General features: G+C 72.8%; 23 protein-coding genes. 13 read left to right on the top strand and 10 right to left on the bottom strand.

From position 1 onward, the window contains the following. Positions 1–272 precede the first annotated feature (272 nt). The 7 genes from NDAS_RS01410 to NDAS_RS01380 all read left to right on the top strand — a co-directional run bounded on the left by NDAS_RS01410 (position 273) and on the right by NDAS_RS01380 (position 8,053). The gene (locus tag NDAS_RS01410) at positions 273–2,837 is read left to right on the top strand and encodes a sensor histidine kinase (protein WP_013151334.1); all 2,565 of its coding nucleotides are present in this window, start codon (positions 273–275) and stop codon (positions 2,835–2,837) included. A gap of 2 nt (positions 2,838–2,839) precedes the next feature. Then, on the top strand, positions 2,840–3,295 hold the full coding sequence (locus tag NDAS_RS01405; RefSeq protein ID WP_013151333.1) for a roadblock/LC7 domain-containing protein: 456 nt from the start codon (positions 2,840–2,842) through the stop codon (positions 3,293–3,295). 8 nt (positions 3,296–3,303) lie between these two features. After that, a complete protein-coding gene (locus tag NDAS_RS01400; protein WP_013151332.1) occupies positions 3,304–3,747 on the top strand; it encodes a DUF742 domain-containing protein in 444 nt (147 codons plus the stop codon). Beyond that, the gene (locus NDAS_RS01395; RefSeq protein ID WP_013151331.1) at positions 3,728–4,309 is read left to right on the top strand and encodes a GTP-binding protein; all 582 of its coding nucleotides are present in this window, start codon (positions 3,728–3,730) and stop codon (positions 4,307–4,309) included. Before NDAS_RS01400 ends, NDAS_RS01395 begins: the two co-directional genes overlap by 20 nt. Before the next feature lie 237 nt (positions 4,310–4,546). Then, positions 4,547–5,533: an oxygenase MpaB family protein gene (locus tag NDAS_RS01390; RefSeq protein ID WP_013151330.1), complete on the top strand. Its 987-nt coding sequence runs from the start codon at positions 4,547–4,549 to the stop codon at positions 5,531–5,533. A gap of 88 nt (positions 5,534–5,621) precedes the next feature. After that, entirely contained in the window at positions 5,622–6,632 is a 1,011-nt protein-coding gene (locus NDAS_RS01385; RefSeq protein WP_013151329.1) for an oxygenase MpaB family protein, read from the top strand. 53 nt (positions 6,633–6,685) lie between these two features. Beyond that, on the top strand, positions 6,686–8,053 hold the full coding sequence (locus tag NDAS_RS01380) for an MFS transporter (protein WP_041553027.1): 1,368 nt from the start codon (positions 6,686–6,688) through the stop codon (positions 8,051–8,053). Positions 8,054–8,090: 37 nt separating this feature from the next. Here NDAS_RS01380 and NDAS_RS01375 read toward each other — a convergent pair whose 3' ends face one another. The 4 genes from NDAS_RS01375 to NDAS_RS01360 form a co-directional block, all read right to left on the bottom strand. Continuing rightward, positions 8,091–8,843, bottom strand: coding sequence for an SDR family NAD(P)-dependent oxidoreductase (locus NDAS_RS01375; protein WP_013151327.1), 753 nt, complete (start codon positions 8,841–8,843; stop codon positions 8,091–8,093). Positions 8,844–8,921: 78 nt separating this feature from the next. Then, positions 8,922–10,289, bottom strand: coding sequence for an FAD-binding oxidoreductase (locus NDAS_RS01370; RefSeq protein ID WP_013151326.1), 1,368 nt, complete (start codon positions 10,287–10,289; stop codon positions 8,922–8,924). Further along, positions 10,286–11,254, bottom strand: a complete 969-nt coding sequence (locus tag NDAS_RS01365; RefSeq protein WP_013151325.1) for a decaprenyl-phosphate phosphoribosyltransferase — start codon at positions 11,252–11,254, stop codon at positions 10,286–10,288. The genes NDAS_RS01370 and NDAS_RS01365 overlap by 4 nt, the downstream gene beginning before the upstream one ends. Before the next feature lie 72 nt (positions 11,255–11,326). Then, the gene (locus NDAS_RS01360; RefSeq protein WP_013151324.1) at positions 11,327–12,250 is read right to left on the bottom strand and encodes a DUF3068 domain-containing protein; all 924 of its coding nucleotides are present in this window, start codon (positions 12,248–12,250) and stop codon (positions 11,327–11,329) included. 172 nt (positions 12,251–12,422) lie between these two features. Between NDAS_RS01360 and NDAS_RS01355 the strand changes: the two genes are divergently transcribed. Next, on the top strand, positions 12,423–13,742 hold the full coding sequence (locus NDAS_RS01355; RefSeq protein WP_013151323.1) for an acyltransferase family protein: 1,320 nt from the start codon (positions 12,423–12,425) through the stop codon (positions 13,740–13,742). Here the strand turns inward: NDAS_RS01355 and NDAS_RS01350 are convergent. Continuing rightward, a complete protein-coding gene (locus NDAS_RS01350; protein WP_013151322.1) occupies positions 13,739–15,799 on the bottom strand; it encodes a membrane protein in 2,061 nt (686 codons plus the stop codon). The genes NDAS_RS01355 and NDAS_RS01350 overlap by 4 nt on opposite strands. A 173-nt stretch (positions 15,800–15,972) precedes the next feature. Between NDAS_RS01350 and NDAS_RS01345 the strand changes: the two genes are divergently transcribed. Further along, complete coding sequence (locus NDAS_RS01345) at positions 15,973–16,707, top strand: class I SAM-dependent methyltransferase (protein WP_331998136.1); 735 nt, start codon at positions 15,973–15,975, stop codon at positions 16,705–16,707. Next, positions 16,704–17,462: a class I SAM-dependent methyltransferase gene (locus NDAS_RS01340; RefSeq protein ID WP_013151320.1), complete on the top strand. Its 759-nt coding sequence runs from the start codon at positions 16,704–16,706 to the stop codon at positions 17,460–17,462. The genes NDAS_RS01345 and NDAS_RS01340 overlap by 4 nt, the downstream gene beginning before the upstream one ends. 138 nt (positions 17,463–17,600) lie before the next feature. On the opposite strand, the gene NDAS_RS01335 is transcribed toward NDAS_RS01340, so the two are convergent. Next, the gene (locus tag NDAS_RS01335; protein ID WP_013151319.1) at positions 17,601–19,085 is read right to left on the bottom strand and encodes an aldehyde dehydrogenase family protein; all 1,485 of its coding nucleotides are present in this window, start codon (positions 19,083–19,085) and stop codon (positions 17,601–17,603) included. A 126-nt stretch (positions 19,086–19,211) separates the two neighbouring features. After that, complete coding sequence (locus tag NDAS_RS01330) at positions 19,212–20,477, bottom strand: hemolysin family protein (protein ID WP_013151318.1); 1,266 nt, start codon at positions 20,475–20,477, stop codon at positions 19,212–19,214. A 294-nt stretch (positions 20,478–20,771) separates the two neighbouring features. Here NDAS_RS01330 and NDAS_RS01325 point away from each other — a divergent pair, with 294 nt between their 5' ends. The 3 genes from NDAS_RS01325 (at position 20,772) to NDAS_RS01315 (ending at position 23,317) form a co-directional block, all read left to right on the top strand. Beyond that, positions 20,772–21,098, top strand: a complete 327-nt coding sequence (locus tag NDAS_RS01325) for a hypothetical protein (RefSeq protein WP_013151317.1) — start codon at positions 20,772–20,774, stop codon at positions 21,096–21,098. Between the two features lie 40 nt (positions 21,099–21,138). Then, entirely contained in the window at positions 21,139–22,803 is a 1,665-nt protein-coding gene (locus tag NDAS_RS01320; RefSeq protein ID WP_013151316.1) for an alpha/beta hydrolase, read from the top strand. Between the two features lie 112 nt (positions 22,804–22,915). Further along, complete coding sequence (locus NDAS_RS01315; protein WP_013151315.1) at positions 22,916–23,317, top strand: hypothetical protein; 402 nt, start codon at positions 22,916–22,918, stop codon at positions 23,315–23,317. 15 nt (positions 23,318–23,332) lie between these two features. On the opposite strand, the gene ligD is transcribed toward NDAS_RS01315, so the two are convergent. From ligD to NDAS_RS01300, 3 genes are all read right to left on the bottom strand, one after another. Next, positions 23,333–24,211 (bottom strand): non-homologous end-joining DNA ligase, encoded by an 879-nt coding sequence (ligD, locus tag NDAS_RS01310; RefSeq protein ID WP_013151314.1) that lies wholly within the window; start codon positions 24,209–24,211, stop codon positions 23,333–23,335. A gap of 123 nt (positions 24,212–24,334) precedes the next feature. Then, positions 24,335–25,279 carry an electron transfer flavoprotein subunit alpha/FixB family protein gene (locus tag NDAS_RS01305; RefSeq protein WP_013151313.1) on the bottom strand — a complete coding sequence of 315 codons (945 nt, stop codon included), beginning with the start codon at positions 25,277–25,279 and terminating at the stop codon, positions 24,335–24,337. Positions 25,280–25,313: 34 nt separating this feature from the next. Next, positions 25,314–26,093, bottom strand: a complete 780-nt coding sequence (locus NDAS_RS01300) for an electron transfer flavoprotein subunit beta/FixA family protein (protein WP_013151312.1) — start codon at positions 26,091–26,093, stop codon at positions 25,314–25,316. Positions 26,094–26,131 lie beyond the last annotated feature (38 nt).

Below are 26,131 nucleotides of genomic sequence, written 5' to 3'. Positions count from 1 at the left end.
AACACCCCTACCGCCCACCCGAGAGGTGGACATTCTCGCCTCCCATGGCAGACTGCCTCCACCACCCGGATATTTCAGCGTTTCACCGGCGAGGTACGATCCCCCACGCCGAAATACCGCGTTTGTGGTTACCCTGCGGTACGTCCCGTGTCGAGAGCCCCCACGGACGCAGCCCGCGGGGCACGAGGCCGCGCACAGGCGGACCGGGACGCGCCGACTCCCCCGGCGGCCCCACCCCCACAAGACCCCGGACGCGGATCGACAGGAGAACCGTGCAGGCAGTACCCGAGCGACGCGGTCGGAGCATCACCTCCCGCATCCGCGCAATGGTCATGATCCCCACCACCGCCCTGGTGGTGCTCTGGCTGGTCCTCACCGCGGCCCTCGCCGGGGACGCGGTCATCCAGATCCTCCGCGCCAACGCCACCGACGAACTGGTCACCCCCGCCGCGGTCGGCCTCGTGGACGTGATGCGGGAGCGGTCGCAGACGATCGCCCACATCGAGAACCCGGGGGACGCGCAGATCGAGGGCCAGCTGGCTGAGGCCCGCGAGAGCACCGACGCCTCCCTGGGCGAGGTCGTGGGCGAGCTCATCGGCTTCGCCGACATCGCCCCCGGCGAGAGCGGCCACCACATCGAGATGCTGCACGCGCAGTACGGCGAGATCGGCGCGATCCGCTCGGCGGTGGACGCGGGCGAGGCCTCCCGCGCCGACGTCCTGGACTACTACAACGAGCTGATCCTGCACGGCGCCGACAGCTTCGACAGCCAGGCACGCGAGGGCGACCTCGGGAACGCGGTCAGCTCCAGCTTCACCGCGACGTACATGTTCCGCACGGTCGACCTGTTCGCGCAGTCCGACGCCCAGGTCGCCCGCGCCTTCGCCACCGACGAGCTGACCCTGGAGGACCAGCGCCGGTTCACCGAGCTGGTCGGCTCCTACGAGAGCACGCTCGCGGCCAACGGCCACTACCTGGGAGGCGAGGGCCAGGAGGCCCGGCTGGAGAACCTGCTGGCGAGCCAGGAGTACGCCGACCTCCAGCGCATGCAGGACGAGATCATCGACCGCCAGGCGACCACCGAGACGGTCACCGACCCGGTGACCCTGGTGCCCAGCGAGGTCCAGGACCTGTCCATGCCGGTGGACTACGCCGCGTGGGACGAGTCCTACGACCACGTCCTCTCCGAGCTCACCGCGATCGGCGCCGACGAGGCCCTGTACGCCGCGGACGTCACCCGCGCCCAAGCCAACCAGGCCGTGTTCCTCGCCGTGGCGGGCAGCCTCGGCGTCGGCGTCGTCACCGTGGCCGCCTTCCTGCTGGCCCGCCGCTCCTCGCACACGCTCACCGAGCGCCTGCTGCGCCTGCGCGAGGACTCCAACGACATGGCCGAGCACCGCCTGCCCGACCTCATGCGCCGCCTGCACGCGGGCGAGCAGGTGGACACCTGCACGGCCGTTCCCCAACTGGCCGCCGACGACGACGAGCTCGGCGACGTGGCCAGGGCGTTCAACACCGCCCAGCGCGCGGCCGTCAACGCGGCGGTGCAGCAGATCGAACTGCGCCAGGGCGTCAACCGCGTGTTCCTCAACATCGCGCACCGCAGCCAGACGCTGGTCCACCGCCAGCTGCGCCTGTTGGACCGGATGGAGCGCGAGCAGGAGGACCCCGAGCAGCTGGCCCAGCTGTTCAAGCTCGACCACCTGGCCACCCGCTCCCGCCGCAACGCCGAGAACCTGCTGATCCTGGGCGGAGAGGCGCCCGGCCGCACCTGGCACCGCCCCATGCCGCTGATCGACGTGCTGCGCGGCGCCATCTCCGAGTCGGGCGACTACACCCGCGTCAAGCGCGAGCGGATCGCCCGTGTGCACCTCAACGGCCCGGCCGTGGCCGACGTCATCCACCTGGTCGCCGAGCTGGTCGACAACGCCGCGATGTTCTCCCCGCCGCACACGCACGTGCGTCTGAGCAGCGAGGACGTGCCCAACGGCGTGACGGTCGAGATCGAGGACCGGGGCCTGGGCATGACCGAGAGCGAGTTCGCCTCGGCGAACGCGCTGCTGTCCAGCCCGCCCGAGTTCGACGTGATGCGCTTGAACGAGAAGATGCGCCTCGGCCTGTTCGTGGTCTCGCACCTGGCCCACCGCCACGGCATCCGCGTGCACCTGCGCCCGTCGCCGTACGGGGGCGTGCAGGCCATCGTGCTGCTGCCGCACGAGCTGATCTCCGGCGACCGCTCCCCGCTGCCCTCCGACGAGAGCGGCGAGCACGTGTGGGACGTGCGCGAGATCCTGGACCGCACGCCCGGCGGCGAGCTGTCGTCCGGCAGGCGCGTCAAGCCCGTGCTGACCTCGGTGTCCGCGCCGAAGGAGGAGGCCCCCGACCGCGAGGACGAGGACTCCGGGGACTCCGCCGGGGGCGAGGGGGACGACACCGTGACCGCTGAGGCCGCCGAGGCCCCGGCGGGCGGCGCGGACCTCCTCGACGCGGACGGCGACCGCCCCTCGCTGCCCACCCGGACGCCGCTGCCCACGCGGACCCCGTCCGTCAGCGCGGTCCCCGACCCCTCCGCCGCCGAACCGCCCGCCATGGTCGAGGCGGGCGGGGGACGGCCGCCGCTGCCCAAGCGGCGGCCCCAGGAGAACCTGGCTCCGCAGCTGGCCGCCGACCCCCAGAGCGGCCCCGCGACGGCGGGCGGGTCCTCCTCGAACGCGGCCCAGGACGGCCAGGAGCGTCTGGCGCGCCTGCGCCGGAACATGTCCGCGTTCCAGAAGGGTACGGACCGCGGACGGCGCGAAGGCAAGCAGCAGACCAACGACACCGACAAGGACGCGTAACCGTGACGAGTACTCCCGAAAGCGCCCAGCGTGACAGTGGAAGCGGCGCGGGCAAGAAGGACATCGACTGGCTGCTGGACGAGCTGCTCGACCGCGCGGTGGGCTCCCGCCACGCGATCGTGCTCTCCGCCGACGGGCTGCTGATCGGCCGCTCCCGCGAGCTGGTCAAGGAGGACGCCGAGCACCTGTCCGCGGTGGCGTCCGCGTTCCAGAGCCTGGCCCGGGGCACCGGCCGACACTTCGGCGGGGGCGAGGTGCTCCAGACCGTCGTGGAGATGGAGAGCGCGTACCTGTTCGTCACCGGTGCCGGCCGGGGGGCGTGCCTGGCGGTCCTGGCCGAGGAGAGCGCCGACGTCGGCCTCATCGCCTACGAGATGAACGTGCTGGTCGAGCAGGTGGGCCGTTATCTGGACGCCGCGCCCAGACGCGAGGGCGCTTCAGGGGAAGCCACGCGATAGGGGACGCCATGCAAGCGCACAACGAGTTGCCGCCCGAGGAGGATCCGCACGGCCTGCCCCAGAGGGACGCGGTCGGCGGGTTCGACGAGGGCGCGGCGGTCGGACAGCAGGACGCCGGACCGCTGGTACGGCCGTACGTGATCGCGCAGGGCCGCGAGCACGCCGACACCGTGCAGCTGGACATGATCAGCGTCGTGATCGCGGCCAAGCGGGCCGAGGTCGACGAGATGGCGCTGGAGCCCGAGCAGATACGCATCCTGGAGCTGTGCCGACGGCCCCAGTCGGTCGCCGAGGTGTCCGCGCACCTGGACATCCCGGTGGCCGTGGTCAAGGTCCTGCTCAGCGACCTGCTCAACCGCGGCCTCGCCTTGGCCCGCGCCCCCTACACAGCGAAGAGCCCGGTCAGCCGGGACGTACTCCAGGCGGTTCTCGATGGCATCCAGCGACTCTGACGACACGCAGGCGCCCGTTCCGGCGGCGCTCAAGATCCTCGTGGCGGGGGGTTTCGGGGCCGGTAAGACCACGATGGTCGGATCGGTCAGCGAGATCGCGCCGCTGAGCACCGAGGAGGTGATGACCGAGGCCAGCTACGGGATCGACGACCTGTCGGGCGTGGAGGCCAAGACGACCACGACCGTGGCGCTGGACTTCGGCCGCATCACCATCAACGACCACCTGGTGCTGTACCTGTTCGGGACCCCGGGTCAGGAGCGGTTCTGGTTCATGTGGGAGGAGCTGTCCGAGGGGGCGCTGGGCGCGGTGGTCATCGCCGACACCCGCCGCCTGGAGACGTGCTTCGCCGCGGTGGACTTCTTCGAGCGGCGCGGCGTGCCGTTCGTGGTGGCGGTGAACTGCTTCGAGGGCGCCCACCGGTACGAGCCCGAGGAGGTCCGCACCGCGCTGAGCCTGGACCCCGCGATCCCGGTCGTGCTGTGCGACGCGCGTGAGCGCGAGTCGGCCAAGGCGGTGCTGGTGACGCTGGTGAACCGGGTGGCCGAGCGGATGGCCGCCTGAGTCCGCTCCACCGAAGGGGCGGGGGCCGGTCCCCCGCCCCTTTCGCGTGGCCCGCCGGGGACGGACTTCGGGGTTTCGGACGCCCTGCCGGGTTTGCGGACACGTTCGTCCCCCCGGAACCGGTGTACACAAGGGGCTTCCAGGTAAAGTGCGCCCCGTGGAGCGCCGCGGGCGCGCCACACCCGCAGACCATGGCCCCGTCCGAGCGGGCCCGCACGAAGGTGACTGGAGTTGCCCATGAAGCGGTTCGAGTGGCGCGACCGGATCCATGCCCTGGACGCCGAGGACGACTGTGAGCAGATCGTGCGCATCCTCGGCAGCCACGAGTTCCCGTGGGACATCGAACAGGCCCTGGGCCTGGCCCTGTACCGCACCTACGCCGTGCCCAGCATCGGCGAGCTGCTGGCGCACACGCGCGAGTTCACCGAGCGCACGCAGCACCGCTACGACGACACGGCGCTGATCCTCAACGACATCATGGAGCACGGATTCGGTCCGGGCCGCGGCCGCGACGCGCTGCGCCGGATGAACCAGATGCACCGCTCCTACGACATCAGCAACGACGACTACCGCTACGTCCTGAGCACCTTCGTGGTCATGCCGGTGCGCTGGATCAACGACCACGGCTACGGCTGGCGCAGGCTGAGCGACCACGAGATCGCCGCCAGCACCAACTACTACCGCAAGCTCGGCAGGCACATGGGGATCAAGGACATCCCCGAGACCTACGCCGGGTTCCTCGAACTCTTCGACTCCTACGAGCGCGAGCACTTCGCCTACACCGAGGGCGGCCGGGCCGTCTCCGACGCCACCCTGGGGCTGATGGTGGACCTCTACCCGGCCTGGCAGCGGCCCGTGGTGCGCCCCTTCACCAAGGCCCTGCTCGACGACCGGCTCATCCGCGCCTTCGGCTACCCCGAGCCCTCGGCCGCCTGGCGGCGGCTGAGCGCGGGCGCGCTGAGGCTGCGGGCCCGTGTGGTGCGCCTGATGCCGCCGCGCCGGGAGCCGCGCTGGGCCAGGATGAGCCCCAACATCCGCAGCTACCCCCAAGGCTACGACCCGTCCCGGATCGGCACCTTCCCCCAGGGCTGCCCGGTCCCGCACGGCATGGTGACCCGCGAGGTCGCCGCCACGGGCGCCCGCGTGCCCGCGCCGGACCAGGCGGTCGCACCGGCGGGCGGGGAGGCGCCCGCGGGGTCTGCCGGGGAGGACGCGGAGAGGTAGCGGCCCCCGGCCCCCACGCCGCGCGTCCCCCCGCGCCCCGATCCCCCTCCCCCGCCCGACCGACCCCCTCTCCCCGAAGGAACCGCAGATGAAGCGTTTCGACCTCAGAGACGAGATCCACCACCTGGACCACGAGGCCGACTGCGTACGGATCATGCAGATCCTCAACTCCCAGGAGTTCCCCTGGGACATGGGCCGGGCGCTGGGCATCGCCCTGTACCGCACCTACGCCGTGCCCAGCATCGGCGAACTCCTGGGCCGCACCGACGAGTTCACCGGCAGCACCCAGAAGCGCTACGACGACACCGCGCTGATCCTCAACAACATGATGCGGTACGGGTTCGAGCCCGGTCAGGGCCGCGACGCGCTGCGCCGGATGAACCAGATGCACCGCTCCTACGACATCAGCAACGACGACTACCGCTACGTGCTCAGCACGTTCGTGGTCATGCCGGTGCGCTGGATCAACGACCGCGGCTACGGCTGGCGCAGGCTGAGCCAGCACGAGATCTCGGCGATCACGCACTACTACCGCAGGCTCGGCCGGTACATGGGGATCAAGGACATCCCCGAGACCTACGAACAGTTCCGGGAGCTCCTCGACTCCTACGAGCGCGAGCACTTCGCCTACACCGAGGGCGGCCGGGCCGTCTCCGACGCCACCCTCGACCTGATGGTGTCCTTCTACCCGCGGCGCGTGTCCGGGCTGGCCCGGAAGTTCTCCATGGCGATCCTGGACGAGTCGCTCATCGAGACCTTCCGCTACGAGCCGCCCAGCAGGGCGTGGCGGCGGGCGGCGGACCTGGCGCTGAGGCTGCGGGCCCTGGTGGTGCGCCGGATGAAGCCGCGCGAGGAGCCGCTGTGGGCGGAGGACAACCCGAACATCCGCAGCTACCCGAAGGGGTACGACGTCAACCGGATCGGCACCTTCCCGGCGGGCTGCCCCGTGGCGCACGACGTGGACCCGGTGGGGCACGAGGAGCTGTACGGCGACGGCGGCGGGGAGGGCGGCGCGGCTCCCGAGGGCCGGGAGGCCCCGAGGACGGCACGATCCGCCGCGGCGCCGGAGGCCACGACGTCCGCGGACGGGCGCGTGTGACCGCCGCGGCCGACTCCGCGGCGTCCGGGGGCACCGGGCCCGGGGGCGCCGCGGTGGGAGGGGCCGCTCCGGAGGCCGCCGCCCGGAGCACGGTCGGCGGGCCGGGCGCTCCGCTGCCCCGTTCCGTGCACGCCTGGTACGGCAGCGGCGCGGTGGCCACGGGGATCTTCAACACGGTGCCCGGGCTGCTGCTCCTCATCTACCTGACCGACACGCTCGCGGTGAGCCCCGCCCTGGCCGGGGCGGTGGTGCTCCTGCCCAAGGTGGTCGACCTTCTGGTCAGTCCGTATATCGGGATCTGGTCGGATAGGACGCGTTCGCCGTGGGGGCCGCGGCGCCCGTGGATGCTGGCGGGGGCGCTGACCCTGCCGGTGCTGTTCGCCGCGATGTTCGCCGGGCCGCCGCTGAAGGGCGGCTCCGCCGCGGTGTACGTGGCGGCCGTGTTCGTGGCCGCCGCGCTGGCCTCGTCGGTGTTCCAGGTGCCGCACACGGCCATGCCCGGGGAGATCACCTCCGACTACCACGAGCGGTCCACGTTCAACACGTGGCGGACCGCGTTCGTCGGGCTCGCCCTGATGCTGGGCGGCGCCTTGGCGCCGGTCGTCCAGTCGGCCCCCGCGGACCCCGTGGCCGGGTACCGGCTGATGGGCCTGCTCATGGGCTGCGTGGTGCTGGTGTCGATGCTGGGCTCGGTGGTGGGCACGCGCCGGGCGCCGCGCCCGGTGTTCGCGCACCGCACGGAGGGTCTGGCGGCCCAGCTGCGGGTGGCCTTCGCCCACCGGCACTTCCGGGTGCTCTTCCCCGCCAACCTCCTGATGGCCACGGCGGGCGGCACCATGGTCGCGGGCGTGCCGTACGTGACGGCCAACGTCATGGGCGAGCCGGGCTACACGAGCGTGCTCATGGTGTGCGTGCTGGTGCCGCTGATCGCTTCGGCCCCGCTGTGGCGGTGGCTGTCCCTGCGGGTGGACAAGCGCCGCGCCGCCGGGTACGCGGCGGCGGTGTTCGCCCTGGGCGGTCTGGGTCTGCTGCTCATCCCGATCTGGGGCCTCCCCGGCGCCGTGCTGTCCTCCGTGCTGGTGGGCGTGGGTCTGTCGGGGACGACGCTGCTGCCGTGGTCGATGCTGGCCGACTGCCTGGCCACCGCCGACGCCTCCGGGCGGCGGCAGGGCGGCGTGCTCTCGGGCGTGTGGACCGCCGGGGAGGCCATGGCGCAGTCGGTGGGAACCGGGCTGCTGTCGCTGGCCTTGGCGGTGAGCGGCTACGTGGAGTCCGGGGCCGGGGAGGCGGTCCGGCAGAGCGACGAGGCGCTGCGCGGCATGCTGGTCGGCAGCACGCTGGTGCCCGCCGCGGTGATGCTGTGCTGCCTGGTGCCGCTGGCGTTCTACCGGCTGACCGCCGAGGAGGCGGGCCCGCGCTGACCGGAGGCGCGGCTGGCGCGGCGCCCGGGGCCCCGCCTCAGCGGCCCAGGCGGCGCCACAGCGGGCGCGGGAGCAGCCGCATGCCCGCGAAGATCGGCTGGAGCACGCGCGGCGCCCACACGGTGGTGGCCCCCGAGCGCAGTCCGGCCGACACCGCGTCCGCGACCTGTCCCGGCGTCGCCGGGAAGGGGGCGGGCGCCACGTGCGCCGACATCCGCGTCGGCACGTAGCCCGGCCGCACCACCAGCACCCGCGCGCCGGACCCGTGCAGGGAGTCGGCCAGGCCCTGCGCGAAGCCGTCCAGGCCCGCCTTGGCCGACCCGTACACGAAGTTGAACCTGCGCACCCGCACCCCCGCCACGGAGGAGAGCACCACGAGCGTCCCGTGGCCCTGCTCGCGCAGGCGGGCGGCCACGGCCAGGTCGGCGGACACGTGCCCGGTGTAGTTGACGGCGGCGGCGCGGGCGGCGGCGGCCGGGTCGGCCTCGTACCCGGACTGCTCGCCCAGCACCCCGAACGCGTCCACCACCACGTCCAGGTCGCCCACCAGCTCCACCGCGGCCGCCACGGTACCGGTGTGGGTGTCGGGCAGACCGGCGTCGAAGTCCACCGAGTGCGTCCGCGCCCCGAGAGCGGTGAGCGCGCCCGGCGGCGAGGACACCCCGCCCCGGGCGGCCAGCACCACCTCGCGGGCGCCCTCGCGGACCAGCCGTTCGACGATGGCCAGGCCGATCTCGCTGCGGCCGCCGAGCAGCAGCACGCTCCGCACCGCTCCCACCGAGTCGCGCACGGCTGTCCCTGCCTTTCCGGAGTGTGCGTCCCCGGCTGCCGGGGACGGCCGTCATCGTGCCACCGAAGGGCCGTGCTGTCACAGCAGCCGCAGTCGGCGGGCCAGGTCCGAGACCAGGACCCCGTCCGGGTCGGCCCGCCCGCGCACCCGGCGCCACGCGGGCAGGCCGGGGTACATGGCGTGCACGGCCTCGGGGCTGGCCCGGCTGTCCTTGGCCAGGTACAGGCGGCCCCCCGCGCCGGCCACGCGCTCGTCGAAGCGGTGCAGCAGGGGGCCGAGACCGGGCAGGTCGGCGGGCAGGTCCACGGCCAGCGACCACCCCGACCGGGGGAAGGAGAGCGGTCCCGGTGTGGGCCGCCCCATCCGCTTGAGGACCGCCAGGAACGAGGGCGCGCGCGTGCGCGACAGCTCCCCGGCGATCCACTCCAGGACGTCCTGCGCGCCGAAGGGCACCACGAACTGGTACTGCACGGCGCCGTGCCTGCCGTACAGCCGGTTCCACCCGTCGAGCGCGTCCAGCGGGTGGAAGTAGCCGCCCACCGGCTGGATCCGGCCGCGCCGCCTCCTGGGCGCCCGGCCGTGTTCGAGGGCGTTGAACGCGCCGACGGTCCACCGGTTCAGGGTCGCCGCCGGCGGGGTCAGGGGCGGCACGGGCAGGCTCGTGTTCCGGTACCGCAGCGGGTCGCGGCGCAGCGGTTCCGGGAGGTCGCCGGTCTCGGCGTGGTGGGCGCGGGTGACCACGCCCCGGCCCAGACCGTCCCCGCGGGCGAACAGGTCCAGCCAGGCCACCGAGTACCGGTGGCCGGGGCGCGCCATCAGCTCCAGGGTGGCCTCCAGGTCCGGCGTCCGGTCGGTGTCCACCCGCATGTACGCGGTCCGGACGGGGAGCACGCCCAGGGTGGCCTCGGTGACCACCCCGGTCAGGCCCATGCCGCCGACGGTCGCCCAGAACAGGTCGGGGTCGCCGCCGGGTTCCGGTCCCAGGCGGCGCGTGCGCCCGTCCGGGGTGACCAGGGTGAGGGAGCGCAGGTGCGCGCCCAGGGAGGAGTCGGTGTGGTGGTTCTTGCCGTGGACGTCGGCGGCGACCGCACCGCCCAGGGTGACGCGGCGGGTCCCGGGGGTGACGGGGACGAAGAGGCCGCGGGGCAGCAGGTGCGCGAGCAGGGCGTCCACGCTGGTGCCCGCGGGGGCGGTGACCTCGCCGCGTTCGGCGTCCACGCGCACGGGGCCGGTGAGCCCGGTGCAGTCCAGCACCAGGCCCCCGGCGTCCTGGGCGGCGTCGCCGTAGGAGCGCCCGAGTCCGCGCGGCAGCGCCCCGCGCTCCCCTGCCCGGGCGAGCGCCTCGGCGACCTGGGCGGGCGTGCGGGGGCGCACGACGCGGGCGGCCGTGGGCGCGGTGCGCCCCCACCCGCGCAGGAGGACCGGCCGGTCCGGCGGCGGGTTCACAGGTGGATCCCCGCCGCGACCAGGGCCGCGAGTCCGCAGAGGATGAGCTGGAGGGGCCGGTCGCGCAGGGCGATCTCCTCGGGTTCCTCCCCCACCCCCCGGTCCACGAGCAGGTTGTAGCGCAGGACGAACATGATGAACGGCACGATACTCAGCGCGTGGAAGACCGTCCTGGGGCCGTCGCCCGGTTCCAGCGCCCACAGGCAGTAGGTGACGATCATGGCGCCCGAGGCCATGGTGCGGGTCTGGGAGAGGTAGGCGGTGCTGTAGCCGCGCAGGGCGGGCCGGACCGCGGCCGCCGCGGCGACCGCTCCCGCGGGGGCGTCGCCGTTCCCGGCGATCGCGGCACCGGACGCGCGCAGTTCGGCCTCGCGCTTGCCGACCACCACCAGGAGCGCGGCCAGCGACACCACGATCACGAACCACGAGGTCAGCGGCACGCCGACGGCCACCCCGCCCGCCACCGCGCGCAGCACGTGGCAGGCGGCGACCGCGACCAGGTCGCACACCACCAGGTCCCGCAGGTAGCGGGTGTAGACGAGCGTGAGCAGCACGTACCCGGCGACCAGCGCGGACAGCACGGGGTCGCCCAGCGCCAGGGAGGCCAGCGGCGCGGCGGCGCTGAGCGCGGTCCCGGCCGCGACGGCCACGGGGACGGGGAGCGCGCCGGAGGCCACCGGGCGGTGGCGCTTGCGCGGGTGCGCGCGGTCGCGTCGGGCGTCGTGGACGTCGTTGAGCAGGTAGGTGCCGCTGGCGGCCGCGCAGAACAGGGCGAACACCGCCGCGCTGGTCAGCAGCGCCCCGGTCTGCGTCAGGGCCCCGGCCGCGGCGGGCGCGGCCAGGACGAGGAGGTTCTTGAGCCACTGCCGGGGGCGGCACGCGCGGACGAGCGCGCCGACCGTCCCCCCGTCGCCGCGCGGAGCCCCGGCCGCCGACGGCCCCGTGGCCCGCGTCCTCTCCGTCACCGCGGCCGGGGGGCGCGGTGACGCACGCCGACGCGCCCGGTCGGGCGCGCCGGCGAGGGACGGGCGCGGGGGTCAGTGGTGGTGGTCACGACGGCGGCCCGTGACGAACAGGACGACCGCGACGCCGATGAATCCGACACCGACGACGAGGCAGACGACGGGCAGGGTGGTCTGGAGGAGGGGCAGCACGGTGCGTCCCTGCTCGGAGTTGGCGACCGCGTTCTGGACGGACTCGTCGTTGGAGACGAGTTCGGCGTCGAAGAGCGTCAGGACCTCCTCGCCGTCCACGACGACGACGCGGTTCTGGTCCTCGCCGATCTTGAGGGGGGAGCCGGTGACGGGCTCGATCCAGTAGGTGCGGGTGATGGAGAAGACCTCGTCGCCGGTGACGTCGCCCTCGCCCTCCATCCCGGCCACCGAGCGGGGCAGGGTGCGCTCGCCGATGACCTCGTCCTCGACCTCCTGGACGAACCTGTAGGCCTCGACGCCCCCGACCTCCTCGATCCCCTGGAACTCCATGGGGACGACCTCCCGCGCGGTGGTCTCGTAGAAGTCGTAGTCGCGCTGCTCGGTGAAGAAGGGGAACTTCCAGGCCTGGCCGCTCTGGGCGACGGACTCGTCGTTGACCATGGAGTCGCAGCAGTCGACCGCCTCCCCGGTGACGCGGTCGTGCCCGGCGCGGCGGCTGCTGGAGGTGATGCCGAAGTCGGTCTCGGCGTCCCTGACCCAGGTGAACTGGTCCCACACCACCGTCTCGTCGGTGCTGGAGGCCACGTCGGCCCGGATGGTCGAACGCGCCTCCAGGGCGGCGTCCTCGACGAGCTCGACGTCCTCGATGTTGAAGTAGGTGGCCCCGTCCGCCTCGAGGACCGTTTCGCTGTAGTAGTCCAGAGGGGTCTTCATCAGGGAACTCGACAGCCACGTGCGCATCATGGGGGCAAAGGCGAGGAAGAAGACCCCAAACGCGACGAGAACGACCGCAACAGTACGGCGCATGTGCCCTCCTGGGCGTATGAGAGTCCAGATCTGGAACTGGGTCTAGTGGAACTAGGTTCAGTTCCGGGTAGAGTACTGCCCAGTAGCGAACGACGTCACCAGGGCGTGTCGAAATTTTTATAACGCGTTCTAGTGTTACTCGTTCCTCCCTCCACCCAGTCCGGGAAGGCCCATGGCGCCCACCTCCTCCTCCGCGCCCGGGGACCCCGCCGCCGGTGCCCACTTCGCCAGCGCGCGCACCCCCGATCCCTCGCTGGTGCTGCCGCAGGTCGACGGCCGCCACGAGTCCCTCGACGGCGTCCGCGCCGTGGCCGCCTTGATGGTCCTGGTGTTCCACGTGGCCACCGAGACCGGCGACTCCCTGGCGCCGGGGGTGCTGGGCGGCCTGCTGTCCGCCTTCGACGTGGCCGTGCCGCTGTTCTTCGCGCTCTCGGGCGTGCTGCTGTACCGCCCCTGGGCCCGCGCGGCCCTGGACGGGACGCGCGGGCCGCGCGCCCGCCCCTACCTGTGGCGCCGCGCCGTGCGCGTCCTGCCCGCCTACTGGCTGGTGGCCGTGACGGCACTGCTCGTCTACTCCCGCGACGAACTCGGCTCGCTCCGGTACTGGTGGGAGGTCCTGACCCTCACCTTCCCCTTCAACACCGACCCGCCGTGGGTGGGCACCGGCCCCTACGGCCTCGGCCAGATGTGGAGCCTGTCGGTGGAGGTCAGCTTCTACCTGCTGCTCCCGCTGTTCGGTCTGGTCCTGGCGCTGTGGGCGCGCGGCGGCCGGAGCGTGGACGCCCGGGGCCGGCGGCTGCTCGCGGGCCTGGGGGTCATGGCGCTGCTGGGCCTGGCCGCGCTGGTCCCGCAGTTCTATCCCGAGCCCCGCGAGTACATGCACGCCTGGCTGCCCCGTGCTGCGGGCCTGTTCGCCGTCGGCATGGCGCTGGCCGTGCTCTCGGAGTGGGCCTGGCGCGAACCCGGCGCCGACGGCCCGGTGCGCCGCCTGTGCCGGACCCTGGGCTCCTCTCCCGGGGTGTGCTGGCTGGTCGCGGGCGGGTTCTTCGCCCTGAAGGCCACCGAGGCCTCCGGCGGCCGCTTCATCGGCTCCGGCGACATCTGGACCTCGGCCGTGGACTCGCTGGCCGGGATCGGGTTCGCGTTCTTCCTGATCGCCCCGTGCGCGCTGGCGCCGCGCCCGGCGGGGCCCGCCCTCCCGCTGCGGGAGGCGCGGGCCTGGCGCGGGGGCCGGTGGCTGGACTCGCTGCTGCGGCACCGGGTGTGCCAGTTCCTGGGGCGGATCTCCTACGGCGTGTTCCTGTGGCAGTTCATGGTGCTCTACCTGTGGCGCGACTTCACCGGCCAGGAGATCTTCACCGGGTCGTTCTGGCTGGACGCGGTGCCGGTGACGATCGGGACCGTGCTGCTGGCCGCCGCGAGCCACCGGTGGGTGGAGGAGCCCAGCCGCCGATGGTCCCAGCGCCTCTCCCGCGGACGGTCCTCCGCCTAGCTCCCGGCCCGGTCGTCCTCCTCGGGCGCCCACGGGTTGCCCTCCACCGTCGGCGCCATACCGCCCACCGACACCCAGTTCAGGCACAGCCCGCCCCGGTCCTCGGGGTCCTCGGGCACGAACACCGACAGCTGCTCGCCGGGGGCGCCCGCGGGCACGTACCAGGTGCCGTTCTCCTCCGCGGCGGGCAGTTCGACCTCGATCCAGTCGTCGCCCAGGGCCACCACCACGCCGACGTCCTCCTCGGCCGTGTAGCCGAGCGTGACGACCTGGGCGACGCCGCCGTGCGCCTGCACCGGCCAGGACACCAGCCCCTCCCAGGGCTCCAGGCACTCGTCCGCGGGCCCGGGGGCGAACATGTCGCTGTCGTCGGAGGGCCGCGCCGGGACCAGGAACCCGGCGTCGTTGAACACGTACGCGGTGGCGGCCTCCTCGGGCGCGGCCATCCGCTCGGCCACGTCGTCCGACGCCAGCGGCGGCAGCACCCACGAGCTCAGGCGGCGCTGGCCGTTCCACTCCAGGACCACGTCCTCGGGGACCGGGCGCGCGTACAGGCCGCCCTCCTCCGGGACGTCCGCCAGCGCCGTGCGCACCGTGTCCAGGTACCACTGGAGGCGGTCGCCGCTCAGTGTCTGCGCGTAGGCGTGGGTGGAGTAGCCCGCCGCCACCGCGTACACCGCCGTCGCCAGCGCGGCCGCGACCCGGGCGGCGCGCCGGGGCCGCACGCGGTAGGGCTCCCCGCCCACCGGGGCCGACGAGGCGCCGCCGACCAGGGCGCGCGCCCGCTCCTCCCTGGTGGGCAGGTAGGCCAGGGCCAGGCACAGGGCGAACACCAGCGCCGCGTCCGCCACGTACCGGGGGTCGGCGGCGGCCACGTCCTGGAACCGGCCGCGCGCGATGATCGTCGGAATGACGTCCACGACCACCAGGTAGGCCAGCAGCAGCGCCCAGGCCCGCCACGCCCCGCGCCGCATCCGCAGGCTGACCAGCACGATCACGGCGAAGACCGCCCAGGCGGCCAGCACGGTCACGCCCGGCACGTCGACCAGGCCGCCGGTCGGGGTGACCGGGCCCCACTCCAGGGGTCCGCCCAGGGCGCCGACCGGGAACACCTCGGTGAGCAGTCCGCGCAGCATCGTCAGGGCGGGCTCGCTCTGGGGCACGCCCGCGCCCTCCCCGCCCCCGGCCGCGCGCATCCGCACCAGGTAGAACACCGCGTAGGCGGCCAGCAGCGCGCCCATCGCCGTCCAGAACGGGCGGTGCAGGGCCCACGCCCGCCGGGCCCCGGCGACGAGCCCGCCGGGGTAGAGGTGGGCGACGGCCACGGCGAACAGCACCGGTGGCAGGAACATCGCCTTGACCGTGAACAGCATGCCGAACACGACGGCGCCGCCCGCCCGCCAGGCCAGGCGGTGGTCGTCCGTGCGCAGGTAGCGCACGGTCCACAGCACGGCGAGCACCAGGGCCAGCTGGAGGGGTACCGCGTTGAGCGCCGCCGACCACCAGCCCAGCACGGGCACGGTCAGCGGTGCCAGCGCGTACACGGTCAGCGGGACGAGCAGCGCCCAGCGGCGGCCGAACAGCTCCCACACCAGGCGCAGGAACCCCACCAGCGCGGCGGCCTGGAGGGCGAGCATGGTGCCCGCGCTGACCCACCACTCGTAGGGCCACAGGGCGGTCTGGAGGTAGACGAGGAACAGCGCCCCGGGCATCAGGTGGCCCTTGTGCAGGGTGAGCAGGTAGTCCGGCCCCAGGTCGCTGGCGTGGGCGTTGGCGAAGAAGAGGTAGTCGTCCTCCACGAAGTAGGACTCGCCCAGGACGTAGGCCCGCAGCCCCACGGCCCCCAGCACCACCGCCAACCCCACGAGGGCCAGCCGGTCGCGGGCCAGGCGGCGGGCGGCAGCCCACGCGGCGCGGACCGTTCCGCCGGGGCCGGGGCCCTTCCCGGGGGGTTCCTCAGAGGGGCGGCGTACCCTGGGTGCCCCGACCGGGCCGGGCCGCGCGGCCTCGGCGCCCGGACCGTCGTGCCCGCGCGCGGTGGGGGGAACAGGCGGCATCGGCATCTCTCCCGCCGTAGTTGGCCGATCCGGAGAAGGGGTGCCAGAATACAACACGTTCCACTTTTTCCCTGGACCCTTGTCGCAGGCCTTCCCGGCCTGGATGCCCGGAACAGGAACACGATCCAGGTGCTGTGTTCCGGCGGGTCGCGAGCACCGTGGAGGTGATGCGGGTGGGACTCGAACAGGTCCGCCGCGACTGGACGCGGCTGGGTTCCACCGAACCCCTGTGGGCGGTGTGCGTGGACCCCGCCAAGAGGGGCGGCGGCTGGGACGACGACGAGTTCCTCGCCTCCGGACGGGCCGACATCGACCCGTCCGTCGCCCGCCTGGAGGAGCTGGGCATCCGCCCCGAGGGGGGCCGGGTGCTGGACTTCGGGTGCGGCGCGGGACGGCTGTCCAACGCCCTGGCCGCGCACTTCCCCGAGGTCGTGGGGGTGGACATCTCCGCGCCGATGCTGGAGGAGGCCCGCCGCCTGGACCGCTCCGGGGGGCGGATCGAGTTCGTGCTGAACGAGCGCCCGGACCTGTCGGTGTTCGGGGACGCCTCCTTCGACCTGGTCTACACCGACCTGGTCCTCCAGCACCTGCCTCCCGTCCTGGCCGAGGGCTACGTGCGCGAGTTCGCGCGGGTGCTGCGCCCCGGCGGGGCCATGGTGCTGGGCGTGCCCGAGTCCGAGCGGCGCACCTTCAAGGGGCTGGTGTTCCGGTACGCGCCGTGGCCGCTGGTGGCCCTCGCCCAGCGGGTGCTGCTGCGCTACCCGGCGCCGATGCGGATGCACACCCTGCGCACCGAGCGGATCGCCGAGCTGGTCCCGGGCGGCCGGATCGCCGCCTCCGACGAGTACTGGGGCGGCGACCACTGGCGCCACCTGCGCCACTTCGTGGTGTCGGAGGCGGGCACGTGACCGCGAACGCCGCCGAGGAGGGCACCGTCCCCTTCCGCGCCACCCTGGGCCGGTCGGTGCGGCTGTTCACCGCCTTCCGCGTGGAGCAGACCGACCCGGCGTTCTTCTACGGCACGCTCGCCCGCGACACCGTCGCCCAGCTGCGCTCCTACACGCCCCTGGACGGCAGGCTCGTGGTGGACGTGGGCGGCGGCCCGGGCTACTTCGCCGACGAGCTGAGGGCGGCCGGGGCCCGCTGCCTGTGCGTGGACGCCGACGCCCACGAGATGACGCTGCACGGGCGCGACGCCGACGCGTACGGCGTCCAGGGCAGCGCCCTGGACCTGCCGCTGCGCAGCGGTTCGGTGGACGTGTGCTTCTCCTCCAACGTGCTGGAGCACGTGCCGGACCGGACGCGGATGGCCGACGAGATGGTGCGGGTGACCCGGCCGGGAGGGCTGGTGTACCTGTCGTACACGCTGTGGCTGTCCCCGTGGGGCGGGCACGAGACCTCGCCGTGGCACTACCTGGGCGGCGCGTACGCGGCGGAGCGGTTCGCGCGGCGCCACGGCCGCCGTCCCAAGAACGACTTCGGCCGCACCATGTACGCCGCGCACGCCGGGGAGATGCTGCGCTGGACGCGCGGGCGCACCGACGTGGACGTGGTGGACGTGCGCCCCCGCTACCTGCCCGGATGGGCCAGGCCGGTCGTACGGGTGCCGCTGCTGCGCGAGGTCGTCACCTGGAACCTGCTGCTGGTCCTGCGCAGGCGCTGACCGGCGGGCCCGGGTTCTGGCCGGTGGGGCAGATGAGGCTCCGACCCGCGACGGTCGCGTGCTCCTGGCGGGGTCGGACGGTCGGGGCCCGCCACGGGTACGGGGTCGCGGCGAAGGAAACCGGAGGTCCGGGCCCGCTCACTCCGGGCCGAACGGCATCCTGCGGCGCGTGTGCTGGAGGCTGACCCAGTGGTCGGCGGTGAACTCCTCCATCGCCCACTCGCCGCCGAACCGGCCGATCCCGGAGTGGTTCTCGCCGCCGAAGGCGGTGTTGGCCTCGTCGTTGAGCGTGGAGTCGTTGACGTGCGTCATGCCCGCCCTCAGGCGGCGGGCGAAGCGCACCCCCCGCTCGGCGTCGCGGGTGTGCACCGCGCTGGACAGCCCGTACTCGGTGTCGTTGGCGATGCGCAGCGCGTCCTCCTCCCCCTCCGCGCGGATGACCGTGGCCACCGGGCCGAACACCTCCTCGGCCGCGCTCGGCGCGCTGTTGTCGGCCAGCAGCAGGTGGGGCGGCAGGACCCTGCCCGCCGGGCCGGTCGGTTCGCCGGACAGCAGGAGCCGTGCGCCCTGCTCGACGGAGCGCTCCACCACGTCCCGCACGCCCGCGCAGTGCTCGTCGTCGATGACGGGGCCGATCCGGGTGGCGGGGTCGGAGGGGTCGCCCACCCGCAGCGCCCGGGCGCGCACGAGCATCCGCTCGACCAGCTCGTCGTGGACGGCGGCGGTGGCCACGACCCGGTTCGTGGCCATGCAGATCTGGCCCTGGTGGTAGTAGGAGCCGAACACGGCGGCGTCCGCGGCCAGGTCGAGGTCGGCGTCCTCCAGCACCACCAGCGGCCCGTTGCCGCCGAGTTCGAGCGCGCGCCTGGTGAGCGGGGCCTGCCGGGCGATGTGGCGGCCGACCTCGGTGGAACCGGTGAACGAGATCATCCGGCAGAGCTCGTGGGTGGCCAGGGCGTCGCCGATCTCACCGCCCCTGCCGACGACCACGTTGACCACCCCGGGCGGCAGTCCGGCCTCCTCGTAGATCCGGGCGAGCAGCAGCCCGCCCGTGACCGGGGTGTTCTCGGCGGGTTTGAGGACCACGGTGTTGCCGAGGGCGACGGCGGGCGCGAGGGAGCGGTGGGAGAGCTGGAACGGGAAGTTCCACGGGCTGATCACCGTGACCACGCCGAGGGGTTCGCGGTAGACGCGGTTCTCCTTGCCCGGGGTGATGCCGGGCAGGATCCGGCCCATGACCCGCGTGGGGTAGGAGGTCACCTCGACCATGCCGCTGCGCACCAGCCCCCACTCGAACTCGGCGCGCTCGCGGATCGCCCCGGCCTCGTGGACCAGCCAGTCGACGATCTCCTCGCGGCGCGCGTCCAGGACGCGCAGGGCGCGGACGAAGACCTCGGCGCGCTCGGCGGCGGGGGTCGCGGCCCAGCCCGGCCACGCCCGCTGCGCCTCGCGGTAGGCCAGGTCCACGTCGCCCTCGTCGGCCAGGCGGAACTCGGTCAGGACCGTGTCGTCGTAGGGGTCCACGTCCTGGACGACGCTCCCGGACGACCCGTGCCGCCACTGGTCCCCGATCGGCATCCGGTCCAGTCCCGTGTAGGCGTCCGGCCTGCGGTCCGCGTGCATCGGCCCTCCCCTGCTTCGGCGTCACTGGTGCCACGGTCACCCCTGCCCGGGGCGCGGGCAACGGGACTTGCCGCCTCTTGGCCAACTGTTCAGCGACTCCGAGACCGCCCTTGTCGCCCGGTGTCCTCAGCGGGCGGGGGTGAGCAGGAGTTCGCTGACGACGCGGCCGTCGGCCTCGGTGACCGTGGCCGTCCAGCCGCCCAGGTCCACGCTCTCCCCGGGCTCGTCGGGGATGTGGCCGAGCAGGACCAGGACCATCCCGGCGACGGTCACGTAACTGCCCCGGGGCCGGTCGGTGAGGACGACGCCGAGGTCCTCCAGCTCGTGGACGGGGTACACGCCGGGCAGGCGCAGGGCGCCGCCGTCCAGCCGGGCGGGGGCGCGCTCGTCGGTGTCGGTCTCGTCGTAGATCTCGCCGACGACCTCCTCCAGCAGGTCCTCCAGGCTGACGATGCCGCTGACCTCGCCGCTCTCACCGATCACGACGGCCAGCTGCTGGCGTTCGACGGTGAGCCGGTGCAGGGCGGCGGAGACCGTCAGCGAGTCGGGCAGCAGCAGCGGTTCGCGGGCCAGCTCCCGGGCCGCGCCCTCGCCCCGCAGGAGGTCGGACCAGTGCACCACGCCGACGACGTCGTCCACGTCGTCCCGGCCGACCACCGGGGCGCGCGAGTGGCCGTGCTCGGCCAGGAGCAGGGCTGTCTCGCACGCGGGCAGGTCGGCCGGGACGGTGTCCACGTCGGGACGCGGGACCAGGACCTGGCGCAGCGTCCGCCCGGTGATGTCGAAGGCCCCGGAGAGGATGGTGCGTTGTTCGGGGGTCATATGGCCCTGGGCCTCGATCATGTCGCGCAGCTCCTCCTCGGTGGCCTCCTCCCTGGCGCCGTGCGGGTCGAGCCCGCCGAGCCGGACGACCAGGTCGGTGGAGGCGCTGAGAAGCCAGATCGCGGGGCGCGAGAGCAGCGCCAGCGCGTTGAGCGGGCGGGCCACGAGCAGTGCCCAGGGCTCGGCGCGCTGCATGGCGATGCGCTTGGGCGCGAGTTCGCCCAGGACCAGGGTGACGAAGGTGAGCACGACGGTGACCAGCACGACCGACACCGGGGCCGCGTAGGAGCCGAGGAAGCCCAGCGGCTCGACCAGCGGCCGGGCCAGGGAGACGGCGGCGGTGGCGGAGGCGAGGAAGCCCGCGAGGGTGATGCCGATCTGGATGGTGGCCAGGAACCGGTTGGGGTCGCGGGCCAGTCGGGCCACCGCGCGCCCACCCGGGCCGCGCTCCTCCAGCCGCCTGATCTGCCCCTCCCGCAGCGTGATCAGGGCGATCTCGCTGCCCGCGAACACGGCGTTCACCACGACCAGGACCAGGACGAGGCCGATCTGGGCCCCGATGCCCTCCATGGGACTCCCCCGCGGTCGACTGCCGGTGTCTGAGCTGGGATTCCTTCCCCGAAACCCGAGGGCCACACCACCAGGGGCCGTCGTCCGCGCGCCGCGCGGGCCCCGCCCGCGGCACGGCCTGACCACATGCGGACAAAGACGAGTCTGAATGGCCTCTCGTTCGCTTCAGCGCTGTTACCGCAGGTAGGAGCGCACAGGGATCACCGCGAAGGGCGGCCGCCCCCTCCCGGAGGCTCTTACGCACCTGTTGTAACCTTCCTCTCCGATACCCCTCTTTCACCCTCTGGAGTTCCCGTGTCCGGTTCGACCGGCGTCAACCCCGTCGACGCCATGTCCGAGGCCCAGGAGGCCGAAGCCCTGGCCGAGGCGATGGTCTTCCTCGGCACCGACTTCGAGGCCGCCGTCGAAGGCCTGACGGGAGCCGTGTCCGAGCACGTGACGGGCGGTCTGGACGACTACGGCCTCGACACCATGGAGCACATCCGGAGGGTCGCCCAGAACGGCATCAACCTGGCGCAGAACGTGCAGGGCGCCGACCTGGCCATCACCGACACCGACCACGAGAACGCCGAGGAGTACCAGGAGGGTCTGGAGTCCCTCGACATCCAGATCAACTTCTGACCCCTGTCCCCCGCCCCCACCAACCGCGGAGACCCCTGCCGTGAGCGACCTCTCCTCCATGTCCCTCGGTCTGCCCGAGGACATCGCCGCCGACGTCGGCGCCATCGAGACGGGCGCCGACCAGCTCGACGCCGTCCGACAGAACATGCTCGGCCAGTCCGAGGGCACCCACAGCCGGTTCCGGTCCTCCGCCGGGGAGTTCACCGACCTCGTCGCCTGGAACATCGTCTCCAGTTCGTCCCAGGAACTGTCCTCCTGGCAGGAGGCCGCCGCTTCCCTGACCTACGGCGCGGCGGTCCTGCGCCAGTGGGGGCTCGACATCGAGACCTACCGTGCCGAGCGCGCCAAGCTGGAGACCCGCTGGGAGGAGGAGAAGGCCGACGCTGAAGCGGCCGTCGGCGCCTCCGAGGGGAGCGGCTCCATCCTCGGTGAGGGAACCCGTGAGGGGATGAAGGTCGCCCAGCTGGAAACGCTGCGCGCGGAACTGCTCTCCGAGCACTCCGGGCACTGGGAAACCCTGATGGAGCAGGCCGAGCAGACCGAGAGGGACCTGCGCGACGGCCCCAGCCAGGACAGCCTGGAGCGTCTGATCGAGTCGTCCCTGCTCACCGGCGGCCAGCTGTCCTACTTCGGTGACGCGGTCCCCAGCATGGTCCCGGACGAGCTGAGCGGTGACGAGCACCCGTCCGTCGTCAACCTGTGGTGGACCTCGATGACCGAGGAGGAGCAGGACCAGGCCGTGCGGGACCATCCCGAGCTGCTGCGCGAGCTCGACGGCATCCCGGCGGCCGTGCGCGACCGACTGAACCGCGACCATCTCGACGACGAGATCGAGCGGTTCGAGGAGGAGATCGCCGAACGGGACGAGGAGATCGGGGAGGCGGCCGCCCGGGGCAGCAACGGGTCCGACGCGATCGCTTTGGCCATGGCGAACGACGACACGCTCGACAACCAGCTCCAGGAGCTGAAGGAGCTGCGGGAGAGCCTGGAGGACGAAAGCGCTGACAGGTACCTGCTGGCTCTGGACACCGGGGGCGACGGACGGGCGATCGTGGCCAACGGCAACCCCGACACCGCCGACAACGTGGCGACCCTGGTGCCGGGCACCACGACGACCTGGGAGAGCATCAACGACCAGATGGGACGCGCGGACGCTTTGGCGGACTCTGCGAACCGGGTCAGCCGCGACCAGGACCACTCCGTCATCAGCTGGATCGGCTACGACGCCCCCAACGTCCCCGAGGCGGCCTTCGAAGGACGGGCGGAGGACGCGGTCAGCGAGCTGAGCAGTTTCCAGGACGGACTGCGCTCCACCCATCAGGGGCCGCCGTCCCATAACACCGTCATAGGCCACAGTTACGGTTCCACGGTGGTCGGGCACACCGCGCAGAGCGACGCCGGGCTCGACACGGACGAAGTGATACTCGTGGGCAGCCCCGGAACCAACGCCGACCACGTGACCGACCTGAATCTTCCCGCCGAGAACGTGCACGTCTCAACGGCGGAGAATGACGGCATCACCAACCTGACGGGCCTCACGCACGGCATGGACCCGACCGATCCGGAATTCGGAGCGAACGTGTTCGAGTCCGACCCTGGCAGCGAGGGTGGCACGTGGCCCCTCGGTGACGCCCATTCGGAGTACTTCGACGAGAACACGAGTTCGCTGAGGCACATGGGCTCTGTCATCGCGGGACAAGAGTAGGGACGAACACCTTATGAGCCGAGCACGACACTGGGTGTGCGCCGCCGTTCTCACGGGGGTGGTGGCCGGTTGCGGTTCCAACGCGCCGGAGGAGACCGGAGGGGGAGAGACCATGAACCAGGACGAGGCAGCGGAGAACGTCCAAGAGCACATCGACAAAGCGGTGACCGTGCTGCCCGAGACCCTGGAACTTCAACCGGTGGGCGGGGTCAACGTGGCCGCCTGCGATGACCCCACCGACGGCGGATCCGGGGACCGCGTCACGGTGGGCCGTTCCTACTGGTTGGACGGCCTGCCCGTCGAGGACAACGAGGCCAACATCGACCTCCTGACCGAGTACTGGACCGCCAACGGCTACCGCGTGCTGACCGACTCCCGGCCGGACGACGTGTTCGTCTCCGTGGAGAACGAGGAGGACGCCTTCAGGATGTCCGTCCAGGCCAGCGTCGAGGGACACCTCTCCATTGGCGCCTCCTCACCCTGCGTCTGGCCGGAGGGCACCCCGGACTCCTGACGTTCCCCGCGCGCCTCAGCCCAAGCGCTCCAGGGCCCGGCGCGGGGAACGGGCGTGCCTGCCCATCCCCGCGAACGGGCACTTCTCGCGCTCCAGGTCGATCGTGAGGTCCCGGGCAGTCTCCACCTTCTCCAGGTCCTCCCAGGTCAGGGGCGCCGCGATGGGCGCGCCCGGCCTGGCCCGCACCGAGTACGGCACCACCGCGAGCTGTTCGCGGCCGTTGCGCAGGTAGTCCACGAACAACCGGTCCCCGCGCGCGGCTTTGCGCACCTCGGTGGTCAGCTCTTCCGGCCGCCGGGCCGCCACCCGGTCCGCGACCGCCTCCGCCAGCACGCGGACCTCCTGGTCGTCGGCCTCGGGCCGCAGCGGCGAGCGCACGTGCAGGCCCCGGGAGCCGCTGGTCATCACGTAGGCGGCCAGGCCCAGGTCGTCGAGCACCTCCCGCACGTCCCGCGCCGCGGCGCGGCAGGCGGCGAAGGCCTCGGGGCCGTCCCCGGCGGGGTCGAGGTCGATCACCATCCGGTCGGGCAGGCCCAGTCTCGGCTCCCGGGACTGCCAGGCGTGCAGGGTGACCGCAGCCTGGTCGGCGCACCAGACCAGCGCGGCCGCGTCCTGGCACAGCATCATCCGGCCGCCGCTGGTCTCCACAGTGGCCACCCAGTCCGGAACCGACGGGTGCTTGACGAAGAACCCCTGCGCGTCGATCCCGTCGGGGAATCTCGCCAGGGCCACCGGCCGGTCGCGCACGTGCGGCAGCATCAGGGGGGCGATCCGGGCGTGGTACCGCGCCAGGTCCTCCTTGGTCGCCCCGCCCTCGCCGAACAGCGGCTTGCCGGGCCTGCGCACCTCCACCACGCGCCGTCCCGCGCGCACCTTCGCGGTCTCCGTCGCCATGGCCCCCCGTTCGCCGCCGTGCGGCCCGCCTACCCGGGCGGCGGGCCCGGAAACGGCCCCCGGGCACGCGAACGCCCGGCCGGGGAGGTCCCCGGCCGGGCGTTCGCGTGTCGAAACGCGCTACTACTTGCGCTTGTTGATCTCCTCGGTCAGCTGCGGGGTGACCGCGTGCAGGTCGCCCACGACGCCGAAGTCGGCCAGCTCGAAGATCGGGGCCTCGGGGTCCTTGTTGATCGCCACGATGTTCTTGGCGGTCTGCATGCCCGCGCGGTGCTGGATCGCGCCGGAGATGCCCAGGGCCACGTACAGGTTCGGGCTGACCGTCTTACCGGTCTGGCCGACCTGGAACTGGTTCGGGTACCAGCCGGAGTCGACGGCGGCGCGGGAGGCGCCCACGGCCGCGCCCAGCGAGTCGGCCAGGTTCTCCACGACCGAGAAGTCGTCGGAGCCCACGCCGCGCCCGCCGGAGACCACGATGGCGGCCTCGGTGAGCTCGGGGCGCTCGCCCTGCTCCTCGTGGACGCGCTCGACGACCTTGGCCGTCTTCGCGGCGTCGGAGACCTCCACCGACACCTGCTCCTCGGCGGCGGCACCGGAGGCGGCCTCGGCCGGGACGGAGTTCGGGCGGACCGCGACGACCGGCACGCCGGTGCGCACGCGGGCGTGGGTGATGGTGGTGCCGCCGAAGATGCTGTGCTCGGCGACGACCTCGGCGTTGACGTCCACGACGTCGGTGAGCACGCCCGAGCCCAGCTTGACCGCGGTGCGGCCCGCGATCTCCTTGTTCTCGGCGGTGGCCGAGACCAGGACGGCGGCGGCGCCCTTGTCCTGGGCGAGCTTGGCGAGCAGCTCGGCCTTGGGGGCCACGACGTGGTCGTTCAGCTCGGCCGAAGCCACGTAGACCTTCTCGGCGCCGTACTCGGCCAGGGTGCCCCTGCCCGTCTCGGCGCCGTCACCGATCCACACGGCCGCGGGCTCGCCGATGCGGCGGGCGGCGGTCAGCAGCTCGGTGGTGACCTTCTTGACCTGTCCGTCGACGTGGTCGACGAGGACGAGGACCTCAGCCATATCCCTTGAACCTTCCCTGAGTCTCTCGTTCGACCTAGACGAACTTCTTCTCGACGAGGAACTCGGCGATCTTCGCGGCGCCGTCGCCCTCGTCCTTGACCACCGTGCCCGCGGCGCGCGGCGGTGCGGCGTCGAAGTCGACGGTCTCGGTGGTGGCGTTGGCCAGACCCACCCTGGCCGTGTCGATGCCCGCGTCGGCGGCGGACTTCTTGTCCACCGGCTTCTTCTTCGCCTGCATGATGAGCTTGAAGGACGGGTAGCGCGGCTCGTTGATCTTCTCGACCACGGAGACGACCGCCGGGAGCTGGGCCTCGACGAGGTCGTAGCCGTAGTCGGTCTGGCGCTGGATCCTGATGGTGCTGCCGTCGATGTCGACCTTGCGGGCGAACGTGAGCTGCGGCAGGCCGAGGTACTCGGCGAGCGCGGCCCCGACCACGCCGGTGCGCGCGTCGGTGGACTCCGAGCCCAGGACGACCACGTCGAACTCGATGGTGCCCAGGGCCTGCGCGAGGGCGTAGGCGGTCTGGAGCGAGTCCGAGCCGTGGAGGGCGGCGTCGTTGACGAAGACGGCCTTGTCCGCGCCCATCGACAGGGCCTTGCGGATGGAGTCCGTGGCCTGGTCCGGTCCCATCGTCAGGATGGTGACCTCGCCGCCGTGCTTCTCCTTGAGCTGGAGAGCCTCCTCGATGGCGTACTCGTCGAGCTCGTTGATGACACCGTCGGACGCGGCGCGGTCCAGCGTCTTGTCATCGGGGTTGAGCTTCCGCTCGGTCGCCGTGTCCGGGACCTGCTTGACCAAAACGACAATATTCATGGCCGGTGGCCGACCTCCCTGCACTCCATGATCCGCCG

It is taken from the genome of Nocardiopsis dassonvillei subsp. dassonvillei DSM 43111, from assembly GCF_000092985.1.
Taxonomy (GTDB): Bacteria; Actinomycetota; Actinomycetes; order Streptosporangiales; family Streptosporangiaceae; genus Nocardiopsis; species Nocardiopsis dassonvillei.
Note: the sequence above shows the minus strand (reverse complement) of the source record. Positions and strands in the feature narration are given on the sequence as shown.

What these genes read in the sequence shown, in the direction of transcription:
- NDAS_RS01300 (WP_013151312.1), bottom strand. Translation starts at nt 26,093, where the DNA reads ATGAATATTGTCGTTTTGGTCAAGCAGGTCCCGGACACGGCGACCGAG.
- NDAS_RS01315 (WP_013151315.1), top strand. Translation starts at nt 22,916, where the DNA reads ATGAACCAGGACGAGGCAGCGGAGAACGTCCAAGAGCACATCGACAAA.
- NDAS_RS01360 (WP_013151324.1), bottom strand. Translation starts at nt 12,250, where the DNA reads ATGCGCCGTACTGTTGCGGTCGTTCTCGTCGCGTTTGGGGTCTTCTTC.
- NDAS_RS01330 (WP_013151318.1), bottom strand. Translation starts at nt 20,477, where the DNA reads ATGGAGGGCATCGGGGCCCAGATCGGCCTCGTCCTGGTCCTGGTCGTG.
- NDAS_RS01350 (WP_013151322.1), bottom strand. Translation starts at nt 15,799, where the DNA reads ATGCCGCCTGTTCCCCCCACCGCGCGCGGGCACGACGGTCCGGGCGCC.
- NDAS_RS01335 (WP_013151319.1), bottom strand. Translation starts at nt 19,085, where the DNA reads ATGCACGCGGACCGCAGGCCGGACGCCTACACGGGACTGGACCGGATG.
- NDAS_RS01305 (WP_013151313.1), bottom strand. Translation starts at nt 25,279, where the DNA reads ATGGCTGAGGTCCTCGTCCTCGTCGACCACGTCGACGGACAGGTCAAG.
- NDAS_RS01400 (WP_013151332.1), top strand. Translation starts at nt 3,304, where the DNA reads ATGCAAGCGCACAACGAGTTGCCGCCCGAGGAGGATCCGCACGGCCTG.
- NDAS_RS01390 (WP_013151330.1), top strand. Translation starts at nt 4,547, where the DNA reads ATGAAGCGGTTCGAGTGGCGCGACCGGATCCATGCCCTGGACGCCGAG.
- NDAS_RS01385 (WP_013151329.1), top strand. Translation starts at nt 5,622, where the DNA reads ATGAAGCGTTTCGACCTCAGAGACGAGATCCACCACCTGGACCACGAG.
- NDAS_RS01395 (WP_013151331.1), top strand. Translation starts at nt 3,728, where the DNA reads ATGGCATCCAGCGACTCTGACGACACGCAGGCGCCCGTTCCGGCGGCG.
- NDAS_RS01355 (WP_013151323.1), top strand. Translation starts at nt 12,423, where the DNA reads ATGGCGCCCACCTCCTCCTCCGCGCCCGGGGACCCCGCCGCCGGTGCC.
- ligD (WP_013151314.1), bottom strand. Translation starts at nt 24,211, where the DNA reads ATGGCGACGGAGACCGCGAAGGTGCGCGCGGGACGGCGCGTGGTGGAG.